The sequence below is a fragment of the Pseudoalteromonas sp. JC28 genome, from assembly GCF_013319255.1.
Taxonomy (GTDB): Bacteria; Pseudomonadota; Gammaproteobacteria; order Enterobacterales; family Alteromonadaceae; genus Pseudoalteromonas.
In genome coordinates, this window is record NZ_QOKX01000005.1 from 307,426 (window position 1) to 328,861 (window position 21,436).

Below are 21,436 nucleotides of genomic sequence, written 5' to 3' on the forward strand. Positions count from 1 at the left end.
ATGGCACAAGCTGAAAAACAAGTGACAGAAGATTTAACGACATCGCAAATTTTTGACGGTGATCTGTCACTCAACGCTGAAACTGATGTTCGTTTAGACGAACAAAAGTTTGCTCGGTATGCCTTGATTGGTGATGTAATGCGTAGTCAAAAGCAAGACACACTTTGCATTGATATCACCAGCAGCTTTGCAGCGGCACTTGAGCAAGAGCAAACGTATAGTGAGCCGGCCCTTGAGCAAGTGAAAGAAACGACGCCGAAGAGCAATGTGATTGAGCTAAGTACATGGCGTAAGCCGTTTGCACAAGTGGCTATCGCGGCAAGTGTGTCATTGTTTGCTGTGCTTGGGGTCAATACGCTAAGCACAGATGCGACTTTACCTGCGGGCGATACGTTACAGTTGCAATCTACTCCTTTTGCTGGAGGCGTTTCTCCTGTGAGCTTATCAACTGAGCCTGCGCTTGAATCAGCGGCTAAAGGCATTAGAGAGTTACAGCAGCAACGTATTGGTGCATTGGTGTTAGAGCACCAAAGACAGTCACGCATGGCGTATGCGCTGCAGCAATCTGGTGAAAACAGCACCGCTGAAAAGCAAGAGGAAAAAGAGCAATAAATGAGAGCACTGTTAGTTGTAGTAAGTGTATTTTTCTCTAGTTGGCTGTGGGCAAATGAAAGCGTATCAGCCAAACAACTGCTAAAAGACATGGCCGAAGCGGTGCATCATAGAAACTTTGATGCATCGTTTGTCGTGGTGAAAGGAAAATCTATGGAGCCTTACCGTTGGCTTCATGGTAACCAAGATGGGACTGAATTTGAGCTTTTAAGTTTGCTCAATGGTGCTGGACTTGAAATGATCCGCATTGGTGACAAAGTGACTTATTTTGAACCAAAGTCTGAGCCTTACACCATCCAAACAGATTCGATAGCAGGTCCTATTCCCGAAGTTTTATTCAAAAATATCGACAGCCTCAAAGAAAGCTATGATTTTGTCTTAGGTGGTAAAGGTCGGATTGTTGACAGACCTGCTCAGCTTGTCAGGTTAGAAGCAAAGGACGACGCTAAATACAACTATTGGTTGTGGATCGATACCGAGTCATCTCTGTTGCTAAAATCCGCTTACGTAAACCAACAAGGCGAATTGTTAGAACAGCTTCAGCTTACCCATATCAGCGTGACTGAAACTCCGGCCGAGCAATTGTTAGAACTTTCACAAAAACAGTTTCCTGAAGCCGTATCTGGGTTGTTGAAGACACTTGAGAATGGCACAAAAAACAATTGGCAAATTGGTTGGTTACCTCAGGGCTTTGAGCTGCTAAAATCTGACAGACATAAGTTAGATTTAAACAATGAGCTGGCAGACTACTACTTGTTTTCCGATGGCCTTGTTGATATTTCGGTATTTGTACAACGTCCTTTACCGGGCCAGCGCCCAAGTGGAGCGCTCTCGTCAGGTGCAACAACGGTGTACGTACACAACACAGGTGCGTTTGACGTATCCGTAGTTGGAAATATTCCAGCAATGACCGCAAAAGCAATCGCTGAGTCTGTGAAAAGACCTTTATGATAGAACAAACTCTGACAGTTACCGCCATAAAAGGCGCAACTGTCTACTTAGAAGCGCAGCCAAAACCCGCTTGTGAAGGCTGTAACGGCAAATGCGGCTCCCAAGTATTTGCCAAACTCTTTGGCACCCACAAAAAACAATTCCCTGTAGATTTGACGGAATCTGTCGAAATTGGCCAAAAAATTAAGTTGGCATTAGACGACTCTAATGTGGTGAAACATGCGTTTTATGTTTACATGATGCCATTGCTTTTTGCTTTTGCTGGCATGTTTATCGCAGCCCTCTTACTTGGTCTCAATGAACCTTTGCAGATACTTATTGCATTTACGAGTGCTGCACTCGGTTTATTTTTCGCCAGAGTCCAAGGGGATAAACTCAAACATCAGGTAAAAGTGATAAAAATTTACCCAATTAGCCTACCAATAACGCAAATAGATGGTGATTGTACTAAATAAAATGTAAAATCGAGGCCTTAATCTCTATTTGTGACTAACAGAAGTATTGAATCCAGTATATGAAGCATATCCGTAACTTTTCTATTATTGCCCACATTGACCATGGAAAATCGACGCTATCAGACCGCTTAATCCAAGTTTGTGGAGGTTTAACAGACCGCGAAATGCAGCAGCAGGTACTGGATTCGATGGATATCGAACGTGAGCGCGGCATTACCATCAAAGCACAGAGTGTAACGCTTAACTATCAAGCAAAAGATGGTGAAACCTACCAGCTAAACTTTATCGATACACCGGGACACGTTGACTTCACTTATGAAGTGTCGCGCTCTCTTGCCGCTTGTGAAGGTGCGTTATTGGTTGTTGACGCGGGTCAAGGTGTAGAAGCACAAACACTAGCGAACTGTTACACCGCGCTTGAGATGGACTTGGAAGTTATTCCGGTACTAAACAAAATTGATTTACCACAGGCTGATCCACTTCGCGTTGCCGAAGAAATTGAAGATATCGTTGGTATTGAAGCATTAGAAGCGGTGCGTTGTAGTGCGAAAACGGGGATCGGCATTGATGAAGTGCTCGAAGTGATCGTACGTGATATTCCGCCGCCAGAAGGTGAGCCAAATGCGCCACTACAGGCACTGATTATCGATTCATGGTTTGACCCGTACCAAGGCGTAGTGTCATTGGTACGTATTAAAAACGGTGAATTAAGAGCGGGCGAGAAGATCAAGATCATGTCTACAGAGCAAGCTCACCAAGTAGATAAGGTTGGTATCTTTACACCGAAGCAGACCAATACTGGGGTGTTGAAAACGGGTGAAGTAGGCTTTGTTATCGCAGGTATCAAAGACATCCATGGTGCACCAGTTGGTGATACCATTACCATGGCTCGTGATTCTGCAACAGACCGTTTGCCTGGTTTCCAAAAGGTGAAGCCTCAGGTATACGCGGGAATGTTCCCAATTTCATCTGATGACTATGAAAACTTCCGCGATGCGCTTAATAAATTGAGCCTCAACGATGCATCACTATTCTTCGAGCCTGAAAACTCAACAGCACTAGGCTTTGGTTTCCGTTGTGGTTTCTTAGGTATGCTGCATATGGAGATTATTCAAGAGCGCCTTGAACGTGAATATGACATGGATCTTATTACCACAGCTCCAACGGTAATCTATGAAGTAGAAACTAAGCACGGTGTGGTGAAAATCGATAATCCATCGGATTTACCGCCAGTAAACGACATTATTGAAATTCGTGAACCAATTGTTGAAGCAAATATTCTCGTTCCGCAAGAGTATTTAGGAAATGTGATCACGCTATGTGTTGAAAAGCGTGGTATGCAGACCAAGATGACCTATCACGGTAAGCAAGTTGCGTTAACCTATGAATTGCCGATGTCAGAAGTGGTAATGGACTTCTTTGATAAGTTGAAGTCTACCAGCCGTGGTTTTGCATCACTAGATTACAACTTCAAGCGTTTTGAAGCATCAGACATGGTGCGTGTGGATATTCTGATCAATGGTGACCGCGTTGATGCACTTGCAATAATTGTTCACCGCGACGGTTCACAAACGCGTGGCCGTCAGTTAGCTGAAGCGCTGAGAGAATTGATCCCTCGCCAAATGTTTGATATTGCTATTCAAGCTGCAATTGGTAATCACGTCATTGCGCGTAGTACAGTTAAGCAGTTACGTAAAAACGTAATCGCAAAATGTTATGGTGGTGACGTGAGCCGTAAGAAAAAGCTACTGCAAAAGCAAAAAGAAGGTAAGAAGCGTATGAAGCAACTTGGTAACGTTGAAGTGCCACAAGACGCATTCTTAGCAATATTGAAAGTAGGTAAGTAACAGGAAATACAAATGGCAGGTTATTTTTCAATTTTATTGGTGCTACTCACGGTCGGTTCAGGCCTTATTTGGTTGATCGATCATTTGGTGTATGCACCAAAAAGACAAGCTAGGCTTGCTATTGCGCAAGGTGCGTCTGACACTCAGTTAGATGCCGACATCATTGCGGAAATCGCACCTGAACCTGCCATTGTTGAAAACGCGAAATCAATTTTTCCTATGATTGCCGCAATCACGATTTTCCGTTCGTTTATTTTTGAACCGTTTCAAATTCCATCCGGCTCAATGATGCCAACCTTATTGGATGGCGATTTTATTCTCGTGGAAAAATATGCTTACGGGATTAAAGACCCAGTGTGGCGTAGCAAAATCGTTGAAACGGGTACCCCTGAGCGCGGTGATATTGCGGTGTTCAAGTTTCCGCTAGACGAGAGAATTGACTTCATCAAACGTATTGTTGGTTTACCGGGCGACCACATTGTTTATCGCAATCGTCAGCTTTACATTAAACCTAAGTGTGAAGACGGGCAGAGCGAAGCAAACGGGTTGACGTGTGGCGAATATAACAAGATTGATGTAGACATTGTAAATCGTGACGAGTTTACGCAAGGTCCAATGCAGTTAGTGCGTCTAACCGAGCATTTGCCAAACGTAGAACATGATATTTTAATTAATCCTGAAGTGTTAGAGTTAACAGATCGCTACTATCAACAACCAGGTACTCGCCGCGATGAGTGGGTAGTACCAGAGGGAAGTTATTTTGCGATGGGTGATAACCGTAATAACAGCCAAGATAGTCGTATGTGGGGTTTTGTACCTGATGAAAACTTGGTTGGAAGAGCGGTATTTATTTGGTTAAGTTTTGATTTTGATAATGGCCCAGACAGCATTTTGCCAGGGTGGGTTCCAACTGGTGTTCGTTTTGAACGCCTAGGTAGTATTCAGTAAAAATGAAAAGAAACGTAGAAGAACTTTATAATAAAATAGGGTACAACTTCTCTGATAAGGCGCTGCTTGAGCAGGCTTTGACGCATCGCAGTCACAAAGGCCAGCACAACGAGCGTCTCGAATTTTTGGGCGACTCTATTTTAAGCTTTGTGATTGCAAATGCTTTGTATCACAAGTTTCCAAAAGCGCGTGAAGGTGATTTAAGCCGCATGCGTTCAACGTTAGTGCGTGGTCAAACTCTGGCGGAATTCGGTGTGGAATTCGCGCTGGGTGATTATCTGCGCCTAGGTCCAGGTGAGCTGAAGAGCGGCGGTTTTCGCCGTGAGTCGACGCTCGCAGATGCAGTAGAAGCCATAATTGGTGCCGTTTTCTTAGACTCTGACATCGACGTGTGTAGAGATTTGGTACTAAGTTGGTACGAATCACGCTTAACAGCGATTTCACCTGGTCATAATCAAAAAGACCCGAAGACGCTGCTGCAGGAGTATCTACAAGCTCGAAAATTACCTTTGCCGGGCTACACTGTAATAGATACCAAAGGGCAAGCTCACAACCAAACATTCACGGTCGAATGTATAGTGGAAGGGATGGAAAGTATAATTTCAGTAGGCAGCTCGCGACGTAAAGCTGAGCAAAAAGCTGCCGAAAAAGCGCTTAAGATATTAAAGAATGACGCTTGATACACATTGCGGCATGATTGCCATTGTCGGTAGACCTAATGTAGGTAAATCGACACTATTAAATAAATTGGTTGAGCAAAAGGTAAGTATTACCTCGCGTAAACCACAAACCACTCGTCACCGCATCATGGGGATCCATACAGAGGGTAACTATCAAGCGGTGTACGTTGATACACCAGGACTTCATATTGAAGAAAAGCGTGCAATTAACCGCTTAATGAACCGAGCAGCATCAAGCTCAATCGGCGATGTTGAACTGGTTATTTTTGTCGTAGAAGGGACGCATTGGACGCCTGATGACGAAATGGTACTGGCTAAAGTTAAAGACAGCGGTCGTCCTATCTTGGTGGTGATGAATAAAACCGATCAGGTAAAAGATAAAGACTTGTTGATGCCACATATTCAGTGGTTGAGTGAACAGGGGGATTTTATCGGGATCGTACCTATCTCTGCGAAGCAAGGTAAAAACGTTGATATGATCAGAGAAGAAGTGCACAAGCGTTTACCTGCGTGTGAATTCTATTTCCCTGAAGATTATGTTACCGATCGCTCGATGCGTTTTATGGCGGCAGAGATCGTGCGTGAAAAGTTGATGCGCTTTATGGGCGATGAGTTACCGTACTCGGTGACGGTAGAGATCGAACAGTTTAAGTGGCAAGACAACGGCGTTTGGCAGATAAACGCGTTGATCCTTGTTGAGCGCGAATCGCAAAAACGCATGGTGATCGGCAACAAAGGCGAAAAGCTCAAAGTTATCGGTCGCGAAGCGCGTAAAGATCTTGAGAACATGCTAGACAACAAGGTCTATCTCGAATGCTGGGTTAAAGTGAAATCTGGCTGGGCAGACGACGAACGTGCTCTTCGTAGCTTAGGGTACGGAGAAGACTGATTGGATAGCGACTTTCGACAGGCCTATCTGTTACATCGCAGACCTTACAGCGATTCTCAGGTACTGCTTGACGTGCTGGTCGAAGGCGTTGGACAACTTAAAATGCTTGCCCGAGTCAAGGGCAAGCAATCCCTCAAACATAATGCCCAGCTGCGGCCATTTTCATTACTTTTACTGCAATATGCAGGCAGATACGATTTTAAATACCTAAACCGTTTTGAACCCACAGACAACCAAATCCAACTCGTTGGGCGGCAGCTATATTGTGGTTTGTATCTCAATGAATTAACGCAACGAGTGGTACCAACCAACGAACCGCTAGAGCAGATCTTTGCGCTCTATCAGCTACATTTAATGCGTTTGGCCCAAGATGAAGATGTGGAACCTATCTTACGTAGCTTTGAGTTGCAATTGTTAGGTGAGCTGGGTTTCGGGGTGGAACTGGAATTTGACGCTGAAGGTAATCCAGTGCGGCCAAAAGCCGCGTATAAGTACGTATCTGAGTACGGTTTTATTGCAGTCGGTCGTGAACCTGATACGATACCGGGCAGTATGTTATTGGCCATTGCCAATCAAGATTTCCAAGACCTTGCCGTGAGAAGAGCGGCTAAGCTATTAACACGAAAATTAATGGCGCCGCTGGTTGGTAAGCAAGGGCTGAAAAGTAGAGAACTATTTATTTCAAAGAAATAATACCAATTTAATCAAAAGTATAAATCGGTAAATTGGTATCGCAGTAATAGGTGGGTGATCCACTTGCTACGTCATATTATCAAGGGATAAACGATGAAAGATATTTTACTCGGCGTCAACGTAGACCATATTGCAACGCTTCGTCAGGCGCGAGGCACTAGCTATCCTGATCCTGCACATGCAGCTGCAGTAGCTGAGCACGCAGGTGCCGACGGCGTTACTATTCACTTACGTGAAGACCGTCGCCACATTCAAGATCGCGATGTTTACGTGATGGCAAAAACCATCCAAACACGTATGAATCTAGAAATCGCAGTAACTGACGAAATGCTCGACATCGCTTGCGAAGTAAAACCTGAATATGTTTGCCTAGTGCCAGAAAAGCGCGAAGAGTTAACCACGGAAGGTGGCTTAGACGTTGCGGGTAATCTTGATAGGATCACAGCGGCAACTCAGCGTCTAGCTGATGCAGGTATTAAAGTAAGCTTGTTCATTGACGCGGACAAAAAGCAGCTAGATGCTGCAAAGCAAACCGGTGCTCCTTACATTGAGATCCACACTGGTGCTTATGCGGATGCTGAGAGCGACACCGAAATGAGCGCTGAGCTTGAACGCATTCGTGAAGGCGTTCAGTATGCTCATGGCTTAGGTCTTATCGTTAACGCTGGTCATGGTTTGCATTACCATAACGTTAAACCGATTGCACAAATGCCAGAAATCTACGAACTTAACATTGGCCATGCCATTATTGCTCGAGCGGCAATTGATGGGCTGGAAAAGGCAGTACGAGATATGAAGCGTTTGATGTTAGAGGCGAGACAAGCATAACGCTTAGTGGTAAAGAAAACGAAAGGGCTGTGTAGCCCTTTCTTTTTGCCTTGTAATCGAGTTAGGGCCTGTTTACCTTTCAAGTTTGTTTTTGCAGCAGTTTGATTGGTATTTGTACAAGGCAGAGCCTGCGTAGCATAGTTATTCTATGTGAGTCAGGCGAGAACACAGTAGAAATGCTAATCAAGCGCTGCCCTTTGGGTTCACCTGAGTGGGCTTTGTTCATTGTTGCTCAACTTTTGCCTAGATTACTAGGCGGCAAGTCGAGCGTCGCGACCAAAACACACTCAGGAGAACAAAAATCAAACAGCAAAGATCAACAGGCCCTAATACAGTTGGTATCAAAATGAAAAAAATGGTGTTGGTCTTTGCAAGTTGTGCCCTTGCACCACAACTTAGCGAAGCGACAGAGAACAACGAATTTGAAATCATCACTACTACGGCATCCAGATTGGCTGAGACGGCAGGAGAGCGTCCTGTAAGCCTCTCTTTGCTAACAGAAGCTCAATTAGATGATACAGGCGTCACGCATATCGAAAAGGCGTTGAGGCTCGTTGCTGGCGCAAATGTACAACATGGTAATGGTCAAGAGTATCTACCTGCATTGCGCTCACAAGTGCTCTCTGGTGCAGGCGCATGTGGCGGCATTTTAATGGCTGAAGATGGTATTGCACTCAGAGCCGCAGGTTTTTGCAATATTAATGAACTCTTTGAATCGCACTTTGAAGCAGCTGAGCGTATAGAAGTGCTAAAAGGGCCAAACAGCGTATTGTATGGCTCGAATGCGGTGCATGGAGTGGTTAATGTGATTACTTCAAACAGCATTCAAAAAACACCTAGGGTAGCGTTAGATATCGGCTCCTATGGTTATAGCCGAACTCGAATACAAGCTGGCGATAAAGCCCTTGGCTTGGGCGCAGCGTTAACCCTTACAAAAGATACGGGTTATCGTGACGATGAAAGCGTTGAGCAACAAAAGTTGAGCGTCAAACATCAATATGAAGGTGAGAAGGTTGGTGTCGTATCTGGGATGACATACACCCACTTAAATCAGCAAACTGCGGGTTATATAACAGGAGTGGACAGCTATAAAAATAAGCAATTGGCAAAGCAAAACGAAAACCCTGAAGCATTTAGAAAGGCAGAGTCATTTAGAGCTTGGACAGAAATAACCGGGCACTTTGATGATAGCAACACCGTACTGATAAAACCTTATGTACGCTGGCAAGAGATGGAATTTGTTAAGCATTTCTTGCCGGGTAAGCCGTTTGAAGAAAATGGTCAAACTGGTGTAGGGCTGCAAACGCTTATACACACTGAATTAAGTGACTCAATACAACTAGATTGGGGAATGGATGCGGAATATACTCAAGGCGAGATGTTGCAGTATCAGCCTACGCCGACTGAAGGCTCTGCATTTTTGCGCTCAACTATTCCCACAGGAAAGCATTACGACTATGAGGTAGATGCAAGGCAACTCGCGCCTTTTGCAAACCTCAGTTGGCGACAGGGTAACTGGTTAGTTGAACTGGGCGGTCGTTTTGAGTCAATGAAATACGATTATCGCAACTTTTTGCCTACTGGGCGCACCAAAGAAGATGGCTCGGTGTGTGCAATGGGAGGATGTCGTTATAGTCGCCCAGCCAGTGGCAGAGATAGCTTTGCTTATTTTTCACCAAAATTTGGCCTAAGCTATGCGTTCACTGAGCGAAATATTGCCTATGCTAACGTGTCTCAAGGCTATCGCGCACCACAAACTGCCGAGCTTTACCAATTGCAGCGAGAGCAGGTAAAAGCATCGCTAGAGGAAGAAAAGGCGGACAATATCGAGCTTGGCCTAAAAGGGAGTGCAGATAGTCTTGGCTATCAGGTCGCGATTTATGACATGGAAAAAGAAAATTTGATCTTCCGAGATAGTGACTTTTTCTATATCAACGATGGTCGCTCAAGACACCGAGGTGTGGAGTTGGAGCTGAGTTATTCATTCACAGCACATTGGCAACTAGATCTCGCCGCAACGCGTGCTAAGCATACCTATGAACAAGATAATATTCTTGGTGGCATCAATATTAACGGCAACGATCTAGATTCAGCACCAAGGAGCGTCATTAACGCCCAATTACACTGGCAAGCACGGGATAATCTCAGTTGGTCTTTAGCTTGGCACCATGTAGGAGAGTATTTTACTGACCCCGAAAATCTTCATCGTTATTCTGGTCACGATTTACTGAGTTTACGAGGAAAGTGGCAGGTAAATCCGCATTTGGCGTTGACGATGAGAGTGAAGAACCTAACCGACGAACGTTACGCTGAGCGTGCCGATTACACTTCATTTAGTGGTGAAAGGTACTTTCCAGGAAGACCAAGAAACATTCTAGTGTCACTGGACTACCGCTGGTAATAGATGAAAAAGGGAGCAGAAAGCTCCCTTTTTTGAAACCGTCGTGATATTTATTCGTCTAGTGAGCGAAGTAGTGCATTGATCCCAACTTTTTCGCGGGTTTGCTGGTCTACTTTTTTCACAATAATTGCTGCATATAGGCTATGAGAGCCATCTTTACTTGGTAGTGATCCTGGTACTACCACTGCACCAGCTGGTACGCGACCATAATGGATTTCACCAGTTTCACGGTCGTAAATACGAGTACTTTGTGAAATATAGACACCCATGGAGATAACTGCACCTTCTTCAACAATTACACCTTCTACGATTTCAGAACGCGCGCCGATGAAACAGTTATCTTCAATAATCGTTGGATTGGCTTGTAGCGGCTCTAATACGCCACCAATGCCCACACCGCCAGATAGGTGTACGTTTTTACCGATCTGTGCACACGAGCCTACGGTTGCCCAAGTGTCTACCATGGTGCCTTCATCAACATATGCACCAATATTAACGTAAGACGGCATAAGTACCACGTTCTTACCGACAAAGCTGCCCTGACGTGCTACCGCGTTTGGTACTACGCGCATACCACCTTGTTGGAACTGCTCTGGCGTATACTCTGAGAATTTTAATGGTACCTTGTCGTAAAACTGGTTAACGCCATCGTTCATTGGTTGGTTGTCACGAATTCTAAAAGACAGGAGTACCGCCTTTTTCAACCATTGATGTACAACCCACTCACCACTAATTTTTTCAGCAACACGCGCTGCACCTGAATCTAGCATTTCCAATGCGTTGACAATCGCTTGTTTTACTTCGTCTGATACCGTGGTTGGAGTAATGGTATCGCGGTTTTCCCACGCGGTTTCAATAGTCGTTTTTAAATCAGACATAAATTCCTCGTTAATCTGTTTCAGCATTTAATTTTTTGAGTAGGGCGCGATGAAGCTCAGCTTTTTGTACTTCATCTAGTGCCTTGTAATCTTTGTTTGAGACGACGAAAAAGTCTTCTGCGCGTTCGCCGACGGTTGTAATGCGCGCGGCATGAATATGTAGTGAATAGGCCTGAAATACCTCAGCAATTTTAGTCAGTAACCCCGGAATATCAATGGCCTGAATTTCAATAAGGCTACGGTTTGCTCTAGCATGAGGGCGCAAGATAATTTTTGGCCTAATATTAAAATCTTTAAACTTCTGTGAGCGATTCTTTTTGACTCTGATTTTCTTTTTTGGGTCTTTTAAGAGCGTCTCTAAGCCTCTCCTGATCCCCGCTGCACGACTGGTGCTGAGTGGGTCGCCATTCACTTCTAGGATAACAAAACTAAAGACAACATAGCCATCTTTTGTGGTCATGACCTGAGCATGCTGGATCTGTGCTTTTTTAGAACCAATTACACTGACTAGTTTGGCGAATAGCGCCGACTCATAAGGACTGTATACGAATACTTGCGTCCCGCCATGCATGGGCTTGTTAGAGACGATCACGCTTGGCTGACTTAAATCATCAGACTGTAATAAGTGCTCAGTATGCCAAGAGATCTGCTGTTCACTAAAGGCAGTAAAATAATTGGCCTTAAAGCGTGACCAAATAAGGTCAATGTACTCTTCGAAGTAGCCCAAATTAATCAGTCGTTGCTTGGCTTGGCGTTTCTTATCACGGATCTGGTCGCGCATATCCATTGGGTTTTCAAGACCCAAGCGCAATGCCCGTTGAGTATGTAGATATAGCTCGCGTAAGAGGGTGTTTTTCCAGTCGTTCCAGAGGTTGTCGTTGGTGGCACGAATGTCGGCAACCGTTAAGCAATAGAGATAATCTAGCTGACGTTCGTTTTTCACTTTTTGTGCAAATTCTGCAATAACATCGGGGTCGTTAATATCTTTACGCTGGGCTGTGACAGACATCAGGAGGTGATTTTGCACCAGCCAAGCTACCAATTTAGCGTCGGAAGCGGTAAAACCGTGCATTTTGGTAAATGCCATGGCGTCAACGGCACCAAGCTCGGAATGGTCGCCACCTCGACCTTTGGCAATATCGTGAAAGATCCCAGCCAAGTAGAGTAGCTCTGGTTTGTCCATGCGGGCAACAATCTCAGAACAAATCGGGAATTCACTAATATGCTCTTTATCGAAATAGCGGTAGATGTTATTGATGAGTTTATGGGTATGCTCATCTACCGTGTAGGCGTGAAACAGATCGAACTGCATTTGTCCAAAAATATTACGCCACTGCGGTAAATAGGCAGCGATGATCCCGTGTTTGTGCATCAGAGTAAACGCTCGTCCCATGCCATTAGGGTGTTTCAATAACCTTAAAAAAGCGTCACGACAGCCTGCGTAATCTTGCAAATCGCCTAATAAACGGCGTCTGACTTGGCGCATAGTACGTATGGTACTGGGGTCAATCTGATTAATTTTAGGGTTGTCTGCAATATGTTCAAAGAGGACAAACAAATTCTCTCGACGGAAAAAGACCGAGGGGTTTTTAACGCGAATTTTATTGCCAATACGCTCAAAGTTTCTGTCAAGTGGCACGGCTTCTTGCTCTAACTGCTCAGGAAGAATACTTTGTTCGAAATAGGAAAGCAGCATCTGGTTCATTTCGCGCACTCGGCTCATGATCCTAAATAAGCGTTTCATCATACGCTCGACCGAGGCTTTACCTTCAGAGCCAAAACCGAGGAGCTCTGCGGCATGTGGTTGATGGTCAAACAGTAAGCGGTTCTCACTGCGACCAGCGGCTAAGTGCAGCGCAAAGCGAATGTTCCACAGGTTTTCGATGCACTCTAACAGCTCTTGATATTCTTCATGGGTCAAATAACCGTGATTGATTAACTCTTCCAAAGTTTCAGCGCGGAAGTGTTTTTTAGCGACCCAAAAAATGGTTTGCAGGTCGCGCAGGCCACCGGGGTTTTCTTTAATATTAGGCTCAAGGTTGTAGGCGGTACCATGGCATTTTTTATGGCGAATATTCTGCTCATTGACCTTAGCGATAAAAAAGTCACTAGATTGCCAAATTGGGGTTTCAACAATATGTCGTTTGAGGCGTTCATATTCAATATGGTTACCACAAATGAGGCGGCTTTCTAGCAGGCTAGTGGCAAAGTGAACGTCATTTTGTTTTTGTTCTAGGACTTGTTCATGGGTTCTTACGCTATGACCAATATCTAGACCTAAGTCCCATAAATAAGTGACAAAACGCTCTAAGCAGCTGGTCACTTCTTCACAGGGAACGGATTTGGTCAGCACCAAAAAATCGATATCAGAGAACGGGTGTAACTCACCACGGCCATAACCACCAATGGCGATTAACGACAAGTCTGGTTGGTGCGCTAGCCCAGTTTCATTAAACAATTTAATCAACAATCGATCGATAAATTCGGCTCGAGAGTTAATTAGATTTCTAACGGGTTGCTTGGCAAATTGATTGCTTAACCATTTGTAGAAAAAAGCAAGACAATCACGGTAATCGGTAAGTTCTTGTGCTTCGTCAAGAAGCGTCTTCACTTTGTTCGGTAATGCCACTTAGGATCCTGTGTCATGCGCGCAAAAACAGTAGAGTCCTGTTTTACACTAAATAAATAAGAATTGCGAGTGACGAGGAGGTGAAGGGTCAAGGATTGGACAACTATCATCGTGTGTAACTGACATCTAAACCAAGGGGTGCTGTAATCGCTGTTGTGTGAGTTTTGCAACAAAAAAGCCAGCAATCTGGCTGGCTTTGATAAATGCTTTTTGCAATTAAGCTGAATGCGTAATAACGCGGTCTATCGTTTCGTCATTGCGCAGCGTTAAGATCTCAACGCCATTATCTGTGACAAGCAGCGTGTGTTCCCACTGCGCCGAAAGACTACGGTCTTTGGTAACGACAGTCCAATCGTCTTTTAGTAGCTTACATTGGCGCTTACCGGCGTTAACCATAGGCTCGATAGTCAAACACATGCCAGCTTTGAGCACTTCGCCAGTACCTGGTTTGCCGTAGTGCATTACTTGTGGCTCTTCATGGAATTCTTTACCAATACCGTGACCACAATATTCACGCACGATAGAGTAGTTAAAGCCTTCTGCATACTTTTGAATTGCAGCGCCAATATCACCCAAACGCACGCCCGGTTTTACCATTTTTATCGCAAGGTATAGGCTTTCTTGCGTGATCTCGCTTAAGCGCTTACCTTGGATCGTTGGTGTACCGACGTAAAACATTTTTGACGTATCACCATGATACCCATCTTTGATCACAGTGATGTCGATATTGATAATGTCGCCTTCTTTTAGCGGTTTATCGTTCGGGATTCCGTGACAGATAACGTGGTTAACTGAGGTACAAATAGACTTCGGAAAGCCGTGATAATTTAGCGGTGCAGGAATGGCACCTTGCTCATCAACAATGTAGTTGTGACAAATGGTGTTTAATTCGTCGGTGGTCACCCCTGGCTTAACATACGGCTCGATCATTTCCAGTACTTCCGCGGCTAAACGCCCAGCAACACGCATTTTTTCGATTTCTTCAGGGGTTTTGATCACTGCACTCATTTAGACTCCAAGTCAATTTAGATGAACATTTATTATGCACAAATTTTACGCATAAGATTGAGTTAATTCTTTATATATGGTATAAAGCGCGCCGTCTTTTTACAAATAATTCTTCCTCACACGATGAGATTGAATGTTTGTAGTTAAGACAACACACTTATTAATATTAACACACACACATATCGACACATACACTTGGGTGCATGCAGTTATAAAAACTTCGTGTTGGTGCTATGGGATATGTGGAGGCCTAACCCTAACTTTTAGAGGAAATATACAATGGCAAACGTTTCAATGCGCGATATGCTTCAAGCTGGTGTTCACTTCGGTCACCAAGCACGTTACTGGAACCCTAAGATGAAGCCGTTCATCTTCGGTGCACGTAACCGCGTTCATATCATCAACCTAGAAAAAACTGTTCCTATGTTCAACGATGCACTTAAGTTCTTACAGAACGTAGCATCTAACAAAGGCAAAATCCTTTTCGTAGGTACTAAGCGCGCTGCAAGCGAAGCAGTTAAAGAAGCGGCTATCCAAAGTGAGCAGTTCTACGTAAATCACCGTTGGTTAGGTGGTATGTTGACTAACTGGAAAACAGTTCGTCAATCAATCAAGCGTCTTAAAGAGCTTGAGACTCAAAGCCAAGACGGTACTTTCGAGAAGCTTACTAAGAAAGAAGCGCTAATGCTTACTCGTGAAATGCAAAAGCTTGAAAAAGGCCTTGGCGGTATCAAAGATATGGGCGGTCTTCCTGACGCTATCTTCGTTATCGACGCTGACCACGAGCACATCGCTATCCGTGAAGCTAACAACCTAGGTATCCCAGTAGTATCTGTTGTTGATACTAACTCTAACCCAGATGGTGTTGATTTCATCATCCCTGGTAACGACGACGCTATCCGTGCAATCCAGCTATACACTGGTGCAGTAGCGACTGCTATCACTGAAGGTCGTGAAAGCAACATCGTTGCTCAAGCAGAAAACGACGACTTCGTTGAAGCTGAGTAATTACCTGATTAGGTATTAGCTGTCATCAAGTCTTCATCAAATTATTGATGAAGACTTGATATTCTTTATAAGCGATTAACTGCTTATCCCGTTGTTTGCCAAGCAGACCTTGAAAGATAACGGATTTTTATCAAATTGAGGCGAGCTGTACTTGATTTGATATTCAGCCAACCTAAGGTTGGTTTTATCAAGAACTGAATTCAGATTTGAGGATATTCTAATGGCTGTAACTGCTGCCCTAGTAAAAGAACTTCGTGACCGCACTGGCGCTGGTATGATGGATTGTAAAAAAGCACTGACAGAAACTGGCGGTGATATCGATCAAGCAATCGAAAACATGCGCAAAAGTGGTGCTGCTAAAGCTGCTAAAAAAGCAGGCAACATCGCTGCTGAAGGTACAATCATCATCAAGCAAGGCGAAGGTTTTGCTGCACTAGTAGAAGTTAACTGTCAAACTGACTTCGTAGCAAAAGATGCAAGCTTCCTTGCATTTGCTAACGAAATTGCTGACGCAGCTGTAGCTGAGCAACTAACTATCGAAGACTTACAAGCTAAGTTTGAAGAGACTCGCGTTGCACTAGTAGCTAAAATCGGTGAGAACATGAACATCCGTCGTGTTTCTTACATCCAAGGTGACAAGCTAGTTGCTTACCGTCACGGCGAGCGTATCGGTGTTGTTGTAGCTGGTGATGCTGACGAAGAAACACTTAAGCACGTTGCAATGCACGTTGCTGCTTCTAAGCCAGACTACCTAAACCCAGAAGACGTACCTGCTGAAGTAGTTGAAAAAGAAAAAGCGGTTCAAGTTGAAATCGCAATGAACGAAGGTAAGCCAGCTGAAATCGCTGAGAAGATGGTTGTTGGTCGTATGAAGAAGTTCACTGGTGAGATCTCTCTTACTGGTCAAGCTTTCATCATGGAACCTAAGAAATCAGTGGGTGACTACCTTAAAGAGAAGAATGCATCTGTTTCTTCATTCGTTCGCCTAGAAGTAGGTGAAGGTATCGAGAAGAAAGAAGAAGATTTCGCAGCAGAAGTTGCAGCGCAAATCGCTGCAGCAAAAGGCCAGTAATCACTTATTGTGATGCCTAATGACGTAAAAGCTGACATTAGCTTTGCGTCATTGCTGAAAATTCTCTAAAATAACCGTGCATTTATGTCTAGCATAAGCGCGGTTATTTTTTACCTCACTTTTAATTGGCCCGGATATTATGACTATCAATAAAAAACCTGTTTTTAGACGCGTTCTTTTAAAGCTTAGTGGTGAAGCTTTAATGGGAGATGAAGGCTTTGGTATCGATCCAAAAGTATTGGATCGTATGGCACAAGAAATCAAAGAGTTAGTAGAGCTCGACGTAGAAGTGGGTTTGGTTATCGGTGGCGGTAACTTCTTACGTGGTGGTTCACTTGCAGAAGCGGGCATGAACCGAGTTGTGGGCGACCACATGGGCATGCTGGCGACCGTCATGAACGGCCTTGCGATGCGTGATGCGCTGCACCGTGCTTTTGTAAACGCACGTTTGATGTCTGCTATCCCGCTAAATGGTGTGTGTGATGCGTACAATTGGGCAGAAGCAATTAGCCTACTAAAATCTGGCCGTGTTGTTATTTTCTCTGCAGGTACGGGCAATCCTTTCTTTACTACAGACTCAGCAGCATGTTTGCGCGGTATTGAGATTGAAGCGGATACCGTGATTAAAGCCACTAAGGTTGAAGGGGTATTTAGTGACGATCCGGTGAAAAACCCAGATGCTACGCTATACCGCACGTTGACTTACAACGAAGTGATCGATAAAGAATTGAAAGTGATGGATTTAGCTGCATTTACATTGGCACGTGACCACAATATGCCAATCAGCGTATTCAACATGAATAAACCGGGTGCATTGAAAAATGTCATCATGGGTGAAGAGGAAGGTACCCTTATCTCTTCTCAAGCAGCAGAATAATCTGACGACTATTTCAGCAATTCGCAGTTAAGTAGCGAATCTCTAAATTGCGAGTATAATCTGGCATAACAAGAACAGACTAGGAAAGTATTGTGATCGAAGATATTAAAAAAGACGCTCAAGAGCGCATGAAAAAAAGTGTGGCGGCACTTGGAAGCCAGCTTTCTAAAATCCGCACAGGTCGTGCACACCCTGCACTACTAGATGGTATCTCTGTTTCATACTACGGTGCAGATACACCGCTAAACCAAGTAGCAAACGTAACGACGGAAGACTCTCGTACGCTGGCTATCAGCGTATTCGACAAGTCACTTGCACAAGCGGTAGAAAAAGCAATCATGTCTTCTGACTTAGGTCTAAACCCAATGTCAGCAGGTACCGTGATCCGTGTTCCACTTCCTCCACTAACTGAAGAGCGTCGTAAAGATCTCATCAAGATCGTACGTGGTGAGGTTGAAGGTGGTCGTGTTGCAGTACGTAACATTCGCCGTGATGCAAACGGTGATATTAAATCATTGCTAAAAGACAAAGAAATTTCTGAAGACGAAGCGCGTCAAGCTGAAGATGATATCCAAAAACTGACTGACAAGTTCATCAAAGAAATGGATACTCAACTAAGCGCGAAAGAAGCAGAGTTGATGGAAATCTAAATGTCTTTATCCTAGCGTTTATATTTACGCACTGTTTACGTATTGCAGAAAATTCTGCTTTGTTTCTGAGCAGTTAGGTTTTTTTGGGCTAGGTACACTGACAAATTTATTAGGTTTGAAGCGCCGCCTAAGGTATACTAGGCGGCGTTTTTTTTCACTTAAATTGGAATTATGGTTTTAAAAGCAGAGGTTATTTCGCAGCAATCATTGCCAAAACATGTTGCGATAATAATGGATGGCAACGGTCGTTGGGCTCAAGCTCGCAGGCGTCCACGCGCCTTCGGACACAAGAAGGGCGTAGATTCTGTTCGTAGTGCTGTACAATTCTGTTCCAAGTTAGGTATAGAGTCTCTGACGCTATTTGCCTTTAGTAGTGAAAACTGGCGTAGGCCAGAAGATGAAGTCAGCACGTTAATGGAATTATTTATTTATGTGCTGACTAAAGAAGTTAAAAAATTACATAAGAACAACGTAAAGCTAACCATTATTGGCGAACTTTCTCGTTTTCCTGACAGCCTCCAAAAGCGTGTTCATGAAGCTCAAACATTGACCCAGGACAATACAGGGCTTAACTTAAACATTGCAGCAAATTACGGTGGACGTTGGGATATCACACAGGCAGCACAACACCTCGCAAAACAAGTTGCAGCGGGTGAATTGCAACCAAGTGATATAACCGAAGATGCCTTGACAGAGCAGATGACGATGGCCGATCAAGCGAATCTCGACTTGCTGATCAGAACGGGAGGCGACTTCCGCATCAGTAACTTCTTGCTATGGCAAGCTGCGTATGCCGAACTCTATTTTACCGACACGCTTTGGCCTGATTTTGACGAGCAAGCATTCTCTGAAGCCATTGCTTGTTACGTGTCTAGAGAGCGACGCTTCGGATGCACAGGAGAGCAGATAAAGCAGCTCCTCGCAGAGAAAGACGCAACAAGTTAAGGGTTCAAATTTGTTAAAACAACGTATTCTAACGTCAGCGGTGCTTGCACCTCTGGCTCTACTTTTGGTGTTTTATACACCGCTGGCAATGTTTAGTACGATTGCCGCACTAATCGTTTTGCTTGGTGCATGGGAGTGGTCGGCGCTTGCGGGCCTATGTCAAAAGCGTCAGCGTTTTACTTTCGTTGGCGTCATGGCGGTGTTAATTCTATTGCTTAACACCCACTGGCCAATACAGGATTTATGGCAGCAAGGGCGCTTAGTCGCTGATGCTAATTATGTATTTACGCTCGCTTTTGCGTGGTGGCTGGTTGCTACTTTCTTGGTAGTTAAATATCCACGAGCAGCTCGTGCTTGGAATGAAGGGATCATGATGCGCTCCATCGCTGGTGTACTGACGCTAGTACCGCTGTGGCTTGCGTTAAACGTGATGCGTAGTGCCGGATACGAAGATGGCGAACACATAGGTTCGGTTCTTATCATGGTGGTATTGGGTATAGTGTGGAGCGCAGACATTGGCGCCTACTTCGCTGGAAAGAATTTAGGTAAGCACAAGCTCATGCCTAAAGTGAGCCCTAATAAAACGATTGAAGGCCTAGTTGGTGGTGTGATCACCGCGGTTGTTTTTGTTTTGGTGTTTTGTCACTTCGCTGCGATTGATCTCAACATGTGGCCAATTTACGCTGCAATGACCATTATTATCGCGCTATTTTCCGCCGTTGGTGATTTGCTTGAAAGTATGTTTAAACGCGAAGTAGGCCTTAAAGATTCAGGCCGTTGTTTGCCAGGTCACGGCGGTATTCTAGATCGCATTGATAGCTTAACGGCTGCAGCACCCATTTTTGCTTTTTGCTACGCTTGGACGGTAGTGCTATGAGCGAGCAAAACTTGGTAGTACTGGGGGCGACAGGCTCAATTGGACTATCAACCTTAGACGTCGTCAGCCGCAATACAGAACAATATCGTGTATTTGCCTTAGTCGCAGGGCAAAACGCGGAAAAGATGGCTGAGCTTTGTTTACATCATCAACCCAAATACGCGGTTATGAGCTCTGAGCACGCAGCTCAGCAACTTTCTCAACGTTTGACGGACACTACCACCGAAGTACTCCATGGCGTTGAAGCAATGGCTGAGATGGCTCGCCACGTGGATGTGGATATCGTGATGTCCGCAATCGTTGGTGCAGCTGGGTTGTTACCGACTTTAGCGGCAGTCGAAGCGGGTAAAAAAGTGTTGCTGGCGAACAAAGAGTCGTTAGTAATGAGTGGCCAGCTGTTTATGGATAAAGTAAAAGCGCATGGTGCGACTTTACTCCCTATCGACAGTGAGCATAATGCCATTTATCAGTGCCTACCAACGACTATACAAACGGGACAATCTTCAAATCTAAGCCACAGCGGTGTTAGTAAGATTTTATTAACCGGTTCAGGTGGACCTTTCTTGCAGCGTTCATTGGCTACCTTAGCTTCAGTAACGGTAGAAGAAGCGGTTGCACATCCTAATTGGTCTATGGGCAGAAAAATCTCTGTCGACTCTGCGACCATGATGAATAAAGGGCTAGAGTTTATTGAAGCTAAGTGGTTATTTAACTGTTCAGCTGACGATATTGAAGTGGTGATCCACCCACAAAGTATGATCCACTCTATGGTGCAGTATCGCGATGGCTCGGTGCTGGCACAAATGGGGCAACCAGACATGCGAACGCCGATTGCATATGGGCTTGCCTATCCTGACAGAATTGACGCCGGTGTAGAGCCATTAGATTTTTCTCAGATTGTCGATTTCACTTTTACCAAACCAGATTTTAACCGTTATCCCAACCTCAAATTAGCGATTGACGCATGTCGTAGTGGTCAGGCCGCAACAACAACAGTGAATGCTGCAAATGAAATTGCCGTTGCGGCATTTTTAGAGGGTAAGATAGGGTTTTGTGATATCTATCGAGTCAATGCCTTAACGCTTGAGCACAGTGAGCTAAGCGTATTAGAATCCGTTGAGTCTATTATGGAAACAGACCGAACGGCACGCCACCGAGCGCAGCAAATTATCGCCACATTGAGGTAAC

At 44.6% G+C, this 21,436-nt stretch carries 20 protein-coding genes; 17 read left to right on the forward strand and 3 right to left on the reverse strand.

Annotation, left to right across the window (positions count from 1 at the left end):
- The 10 genes from DS891_RS13325 to DS891_RS13370 all read left to right on the forward strand — a co-directional run bounded on the left by DS891_RS13325 (position 1) and on the right by DS891_RS13370 (position 10,304).
- Entirely contained in the window at positions 1–612 is a 612-nt protein-coding gene (locus tag DS891_RS13325) for a sigma-E factor negative regulatory protein (RefSeq protein WP_174170031.1), read from the forward strand.
- Positions 613–1,563 carry a MucB/RseB C-terminal domain-containing protein gene (locus DS891_RS13330; RefSeq protein ID WP_010371273.1) on the forward strand — a complete coding sequence of 317 codons (951 nt, stop codon included), beginning with the start codon at positions 613–615 and terminating at the stop codon, positions 1,561–1,563.
- Positions 1,560–2,018 carry a SoxR reducing system RseC family protein gene (locus DS891_RS13335; protein ID WP_174170032.1) on the forward strand — a complete coding sequence of 153 codons (459 nt, stop codon included), beginning with the start codon at positions 1,560–1,562 and terminating at the stop codon, positions 2,016–2,018. Before DS891_RS13330 ends, DS891_RS13335 begins: the two co-directional genes overlap by 4 nt.
- 59 nt (positions 2,019–2,077) lie before the next feature.
- Complete coding sequence (gene lepA / locus DS891_RS13340; protein WP_010606762.1) at positions 2,078–3,865, forward strand: translation elongation factor 4; 1,788 nt, start codon at positions 2,078–2,080, stop codon at positions 3,863–3,865.
- A 12-nt stretch (positions 3,866–3,877) separates the two neighbouring features.
- Positions 3,878–4,813, forward strand: a complete 936-nt coding sequence (gene lepB, locus DS891_RS13345) for a signal peptidase I (RefSeq protein ID WP_010371286.1) — start codon at positions 3,878–3,880, stop codon at positions 4,811–4,813.
- A 2-nt stretch (positions 4,814–4,815) separates the two neighbouring features.
- Positions 4,816–5,493, forward strand: a complete 678-nt coding sequence (rnc, locus tag DS891_RS13350) for a ribonuclease III (RefSeq protein WP_010371291.1) — start codon at positions 4,816–4,818, stop codon at positions 5,491–5,493.
- Positions 5,483–6,382 (forward strand): GTPase Era, encoded by a 900-nt coding sequence (era, locus tag DS891_RS13355; RefSeq protein ID WP_010371295.1) that lies wholly within the window; start codon positions 5,483–5,485, stop codon positions 6,380–6,382. The genes rnc and era overlap by 11 nt, the downstream gene beginning before the upstream one ends.
- Positions 6,383–7,075 carry a DNA repair protein RecO gene (gene recO / locus DS891_RS13360; RefSeq protein ID WP_010606763.1) on the forward strand — a complete coding sequence of 231 codons (693 nt, stop codon included), beginning with the start codon at positions 6,383–6,385 and terminating at the stop codon, positions 7,073–7,075. It begins immediately after the preceding gene.
- A 93-nt stretch (positions 7,076–7,168) separates the two neighbouring features.
- Positions 7,169–7,903: a pyridoxine 5'-phosphate synthase gene (gene pdxJ / locus DS891_RS13365; protein WP_174170033.1), complete on the forward strand. Its 735-nt coding sequence runs from the start codon at positions 7,169–7,171 to the stop codon at positions 7,901–7,903.
- Positions 7,904–8,249: 346 nt separating this feature from the next.
- Complete coding sequence (locus tag DS891_RS13370; RefSeq protein WP_174170034.1) at positions 8,250–10,304, forward strand: TonB-dependent receptor; 2,055 nt, start codon at positions 8,250–8,252, stop codon at positions 10,302–10,304.
- A gap of 50 nt (positions 10,305–10,354) precedes the next feature.
- Here DS891_RS13370 and dapD read toward each other — a convergent pair whose 3' ends face one another.
- The 3 genes from dapD to map form a co-directional block, all read right to left on the reverse strand.
- Complete coding sequence (dapD, locus tag DS891_RS13375) at positions 10,355–11,182, reverse strand: 2,3,4,5-tetrahydropyridine-2,6-dicarboxylate N-succinyltransferase (protein ID WP_174170035.1); 828 nt, start codon at positions 11,180–11,182, stop codon at positions 10,355–10,357.
- Positions 11,183–11,192: 10 nt separating this feature from the next.
- A complete protein-coding gene (gene glnD / locus DS891_RS13380; protein ID WP_102057114.1) occupies positions 11,193–13,811 on the reverse strand; it encodes a [protein-PII] uridylyltransferase in 2,619 nt (872 codons plus the stop codon).
- 216 nt (positions 13,812–14,027) lie between these two features.
- On the reverse strand, positions 14,028–14,819 hold the full coding sequence (gene map, locus DS891_RS13385; RefSeq protein ID WP_010606768.1) for a type I methionyl aminopeptidase: 792 nt from the start codon (positions 14,817–14,819) through the stop codon (positions 14,028–14,030).
- A 279-nt stretch (positions 14,820–15,098) separates the two neighbouring features.
- On the opposite strand from map, the gene rpsB reads away from it, so the two are divergent.
- The 7 genes from rpsB to ispC all read left to right on the forward strand — a co-directional run bounded on the left by rpsB (position 15,099) and on the right by ispC (position 21,435).
- Positions 15,099–15,827 (forward strand): 30S ribosomal protein S2, encoded by a 729-nt coding sequence (gene rpsB / locus DS891_RS13390; RefSeq protein WP_010371318.1) that lies wholly within the window; start codon positions 15,099–15,101, stop codon positions 15,825–15,827.
- A gap of 220 nt (positions 15,828–16,047) precedes the next feature.
- Positions 16,048–16,899 carry a translation elongation factor Ts gene (tsf, locus tag DS891_RS13395; protein WP_102057110.1) on the forward strand — a complete coding sequence of 284 codons (852 nt, stop codon included), beginning with the start codon at positions 16,048–16,050 and terminating at the stop codon, positions 16,897–16,899.
- A 139-nt stretch (positions 16,900–17,038) separates the two neighbouring features.
- Positions 17,039–17,776, forward strand: a complete 738-nt coding sequence (gene pyrH, locus DS891_RS13400; protein ID WP_010371324.1) for a UMP kinase — start codon at positions 17,039–17,041, stop codon at positions 17,774–17,776.
- Positions 17,777–17,868: 92 nt separating this feature from the next.
- Positions 17,869–18,426, forward strand: coding sequence for a ribosome recycling factor (gene frr / locus DS891_RS13405; RefSeq protein ID WP_010371327.1), 558 nt, complete (start codon positions 17,869–17,871; stop codon positions 18,424–18,426).
- Between the two features lie 171 nt (positions 18,427–18,597).
- Positions 18,598–19,371 carry an isoprenyl transferase gene (locus DS891_RS13410; protein ID WP_010606771.1) on the forward strand — a complete coding sequence of 258 codons (774 nt, stop codon included), beginning with the start codon at positions 18,598–18,600 and terminating at the stop codon, positions 19,369–19,371.
- A gap of 10 nt (positions 19,372–19,381) precedes the next feature.
- The gene (locus tag DS891_RS13415; RefSeq protein WP_017216091.1) at positions 19,382–20,248 is read left to right on the forward strand and encodes a phosphatidate cytidylyltransferase; all 867 of its coding nucleotides are present in this window, start codon (positions 19,382–19,384) and stop codon (positions 20,246–20,248) included.
- On the forward strand, positions 20,245–21,435 hold the full coding sequence (gene ispC, locus DS891_RS13420; protein WP_174170036.1) for a 1-deoxy-D-xylulose-5-phosphate reductoisomerase: 1,191 nt from the start codon (positions 20,245–20,247) through the stop codon (positions 21,433–21,435). The genes DS891_RS13415 and ispC overlap by 4 nt, the downstream gene beginning before the upstream one ends.
- The last annotated feature ends 1 nt before the right edge of the window (position 21,436 follow it).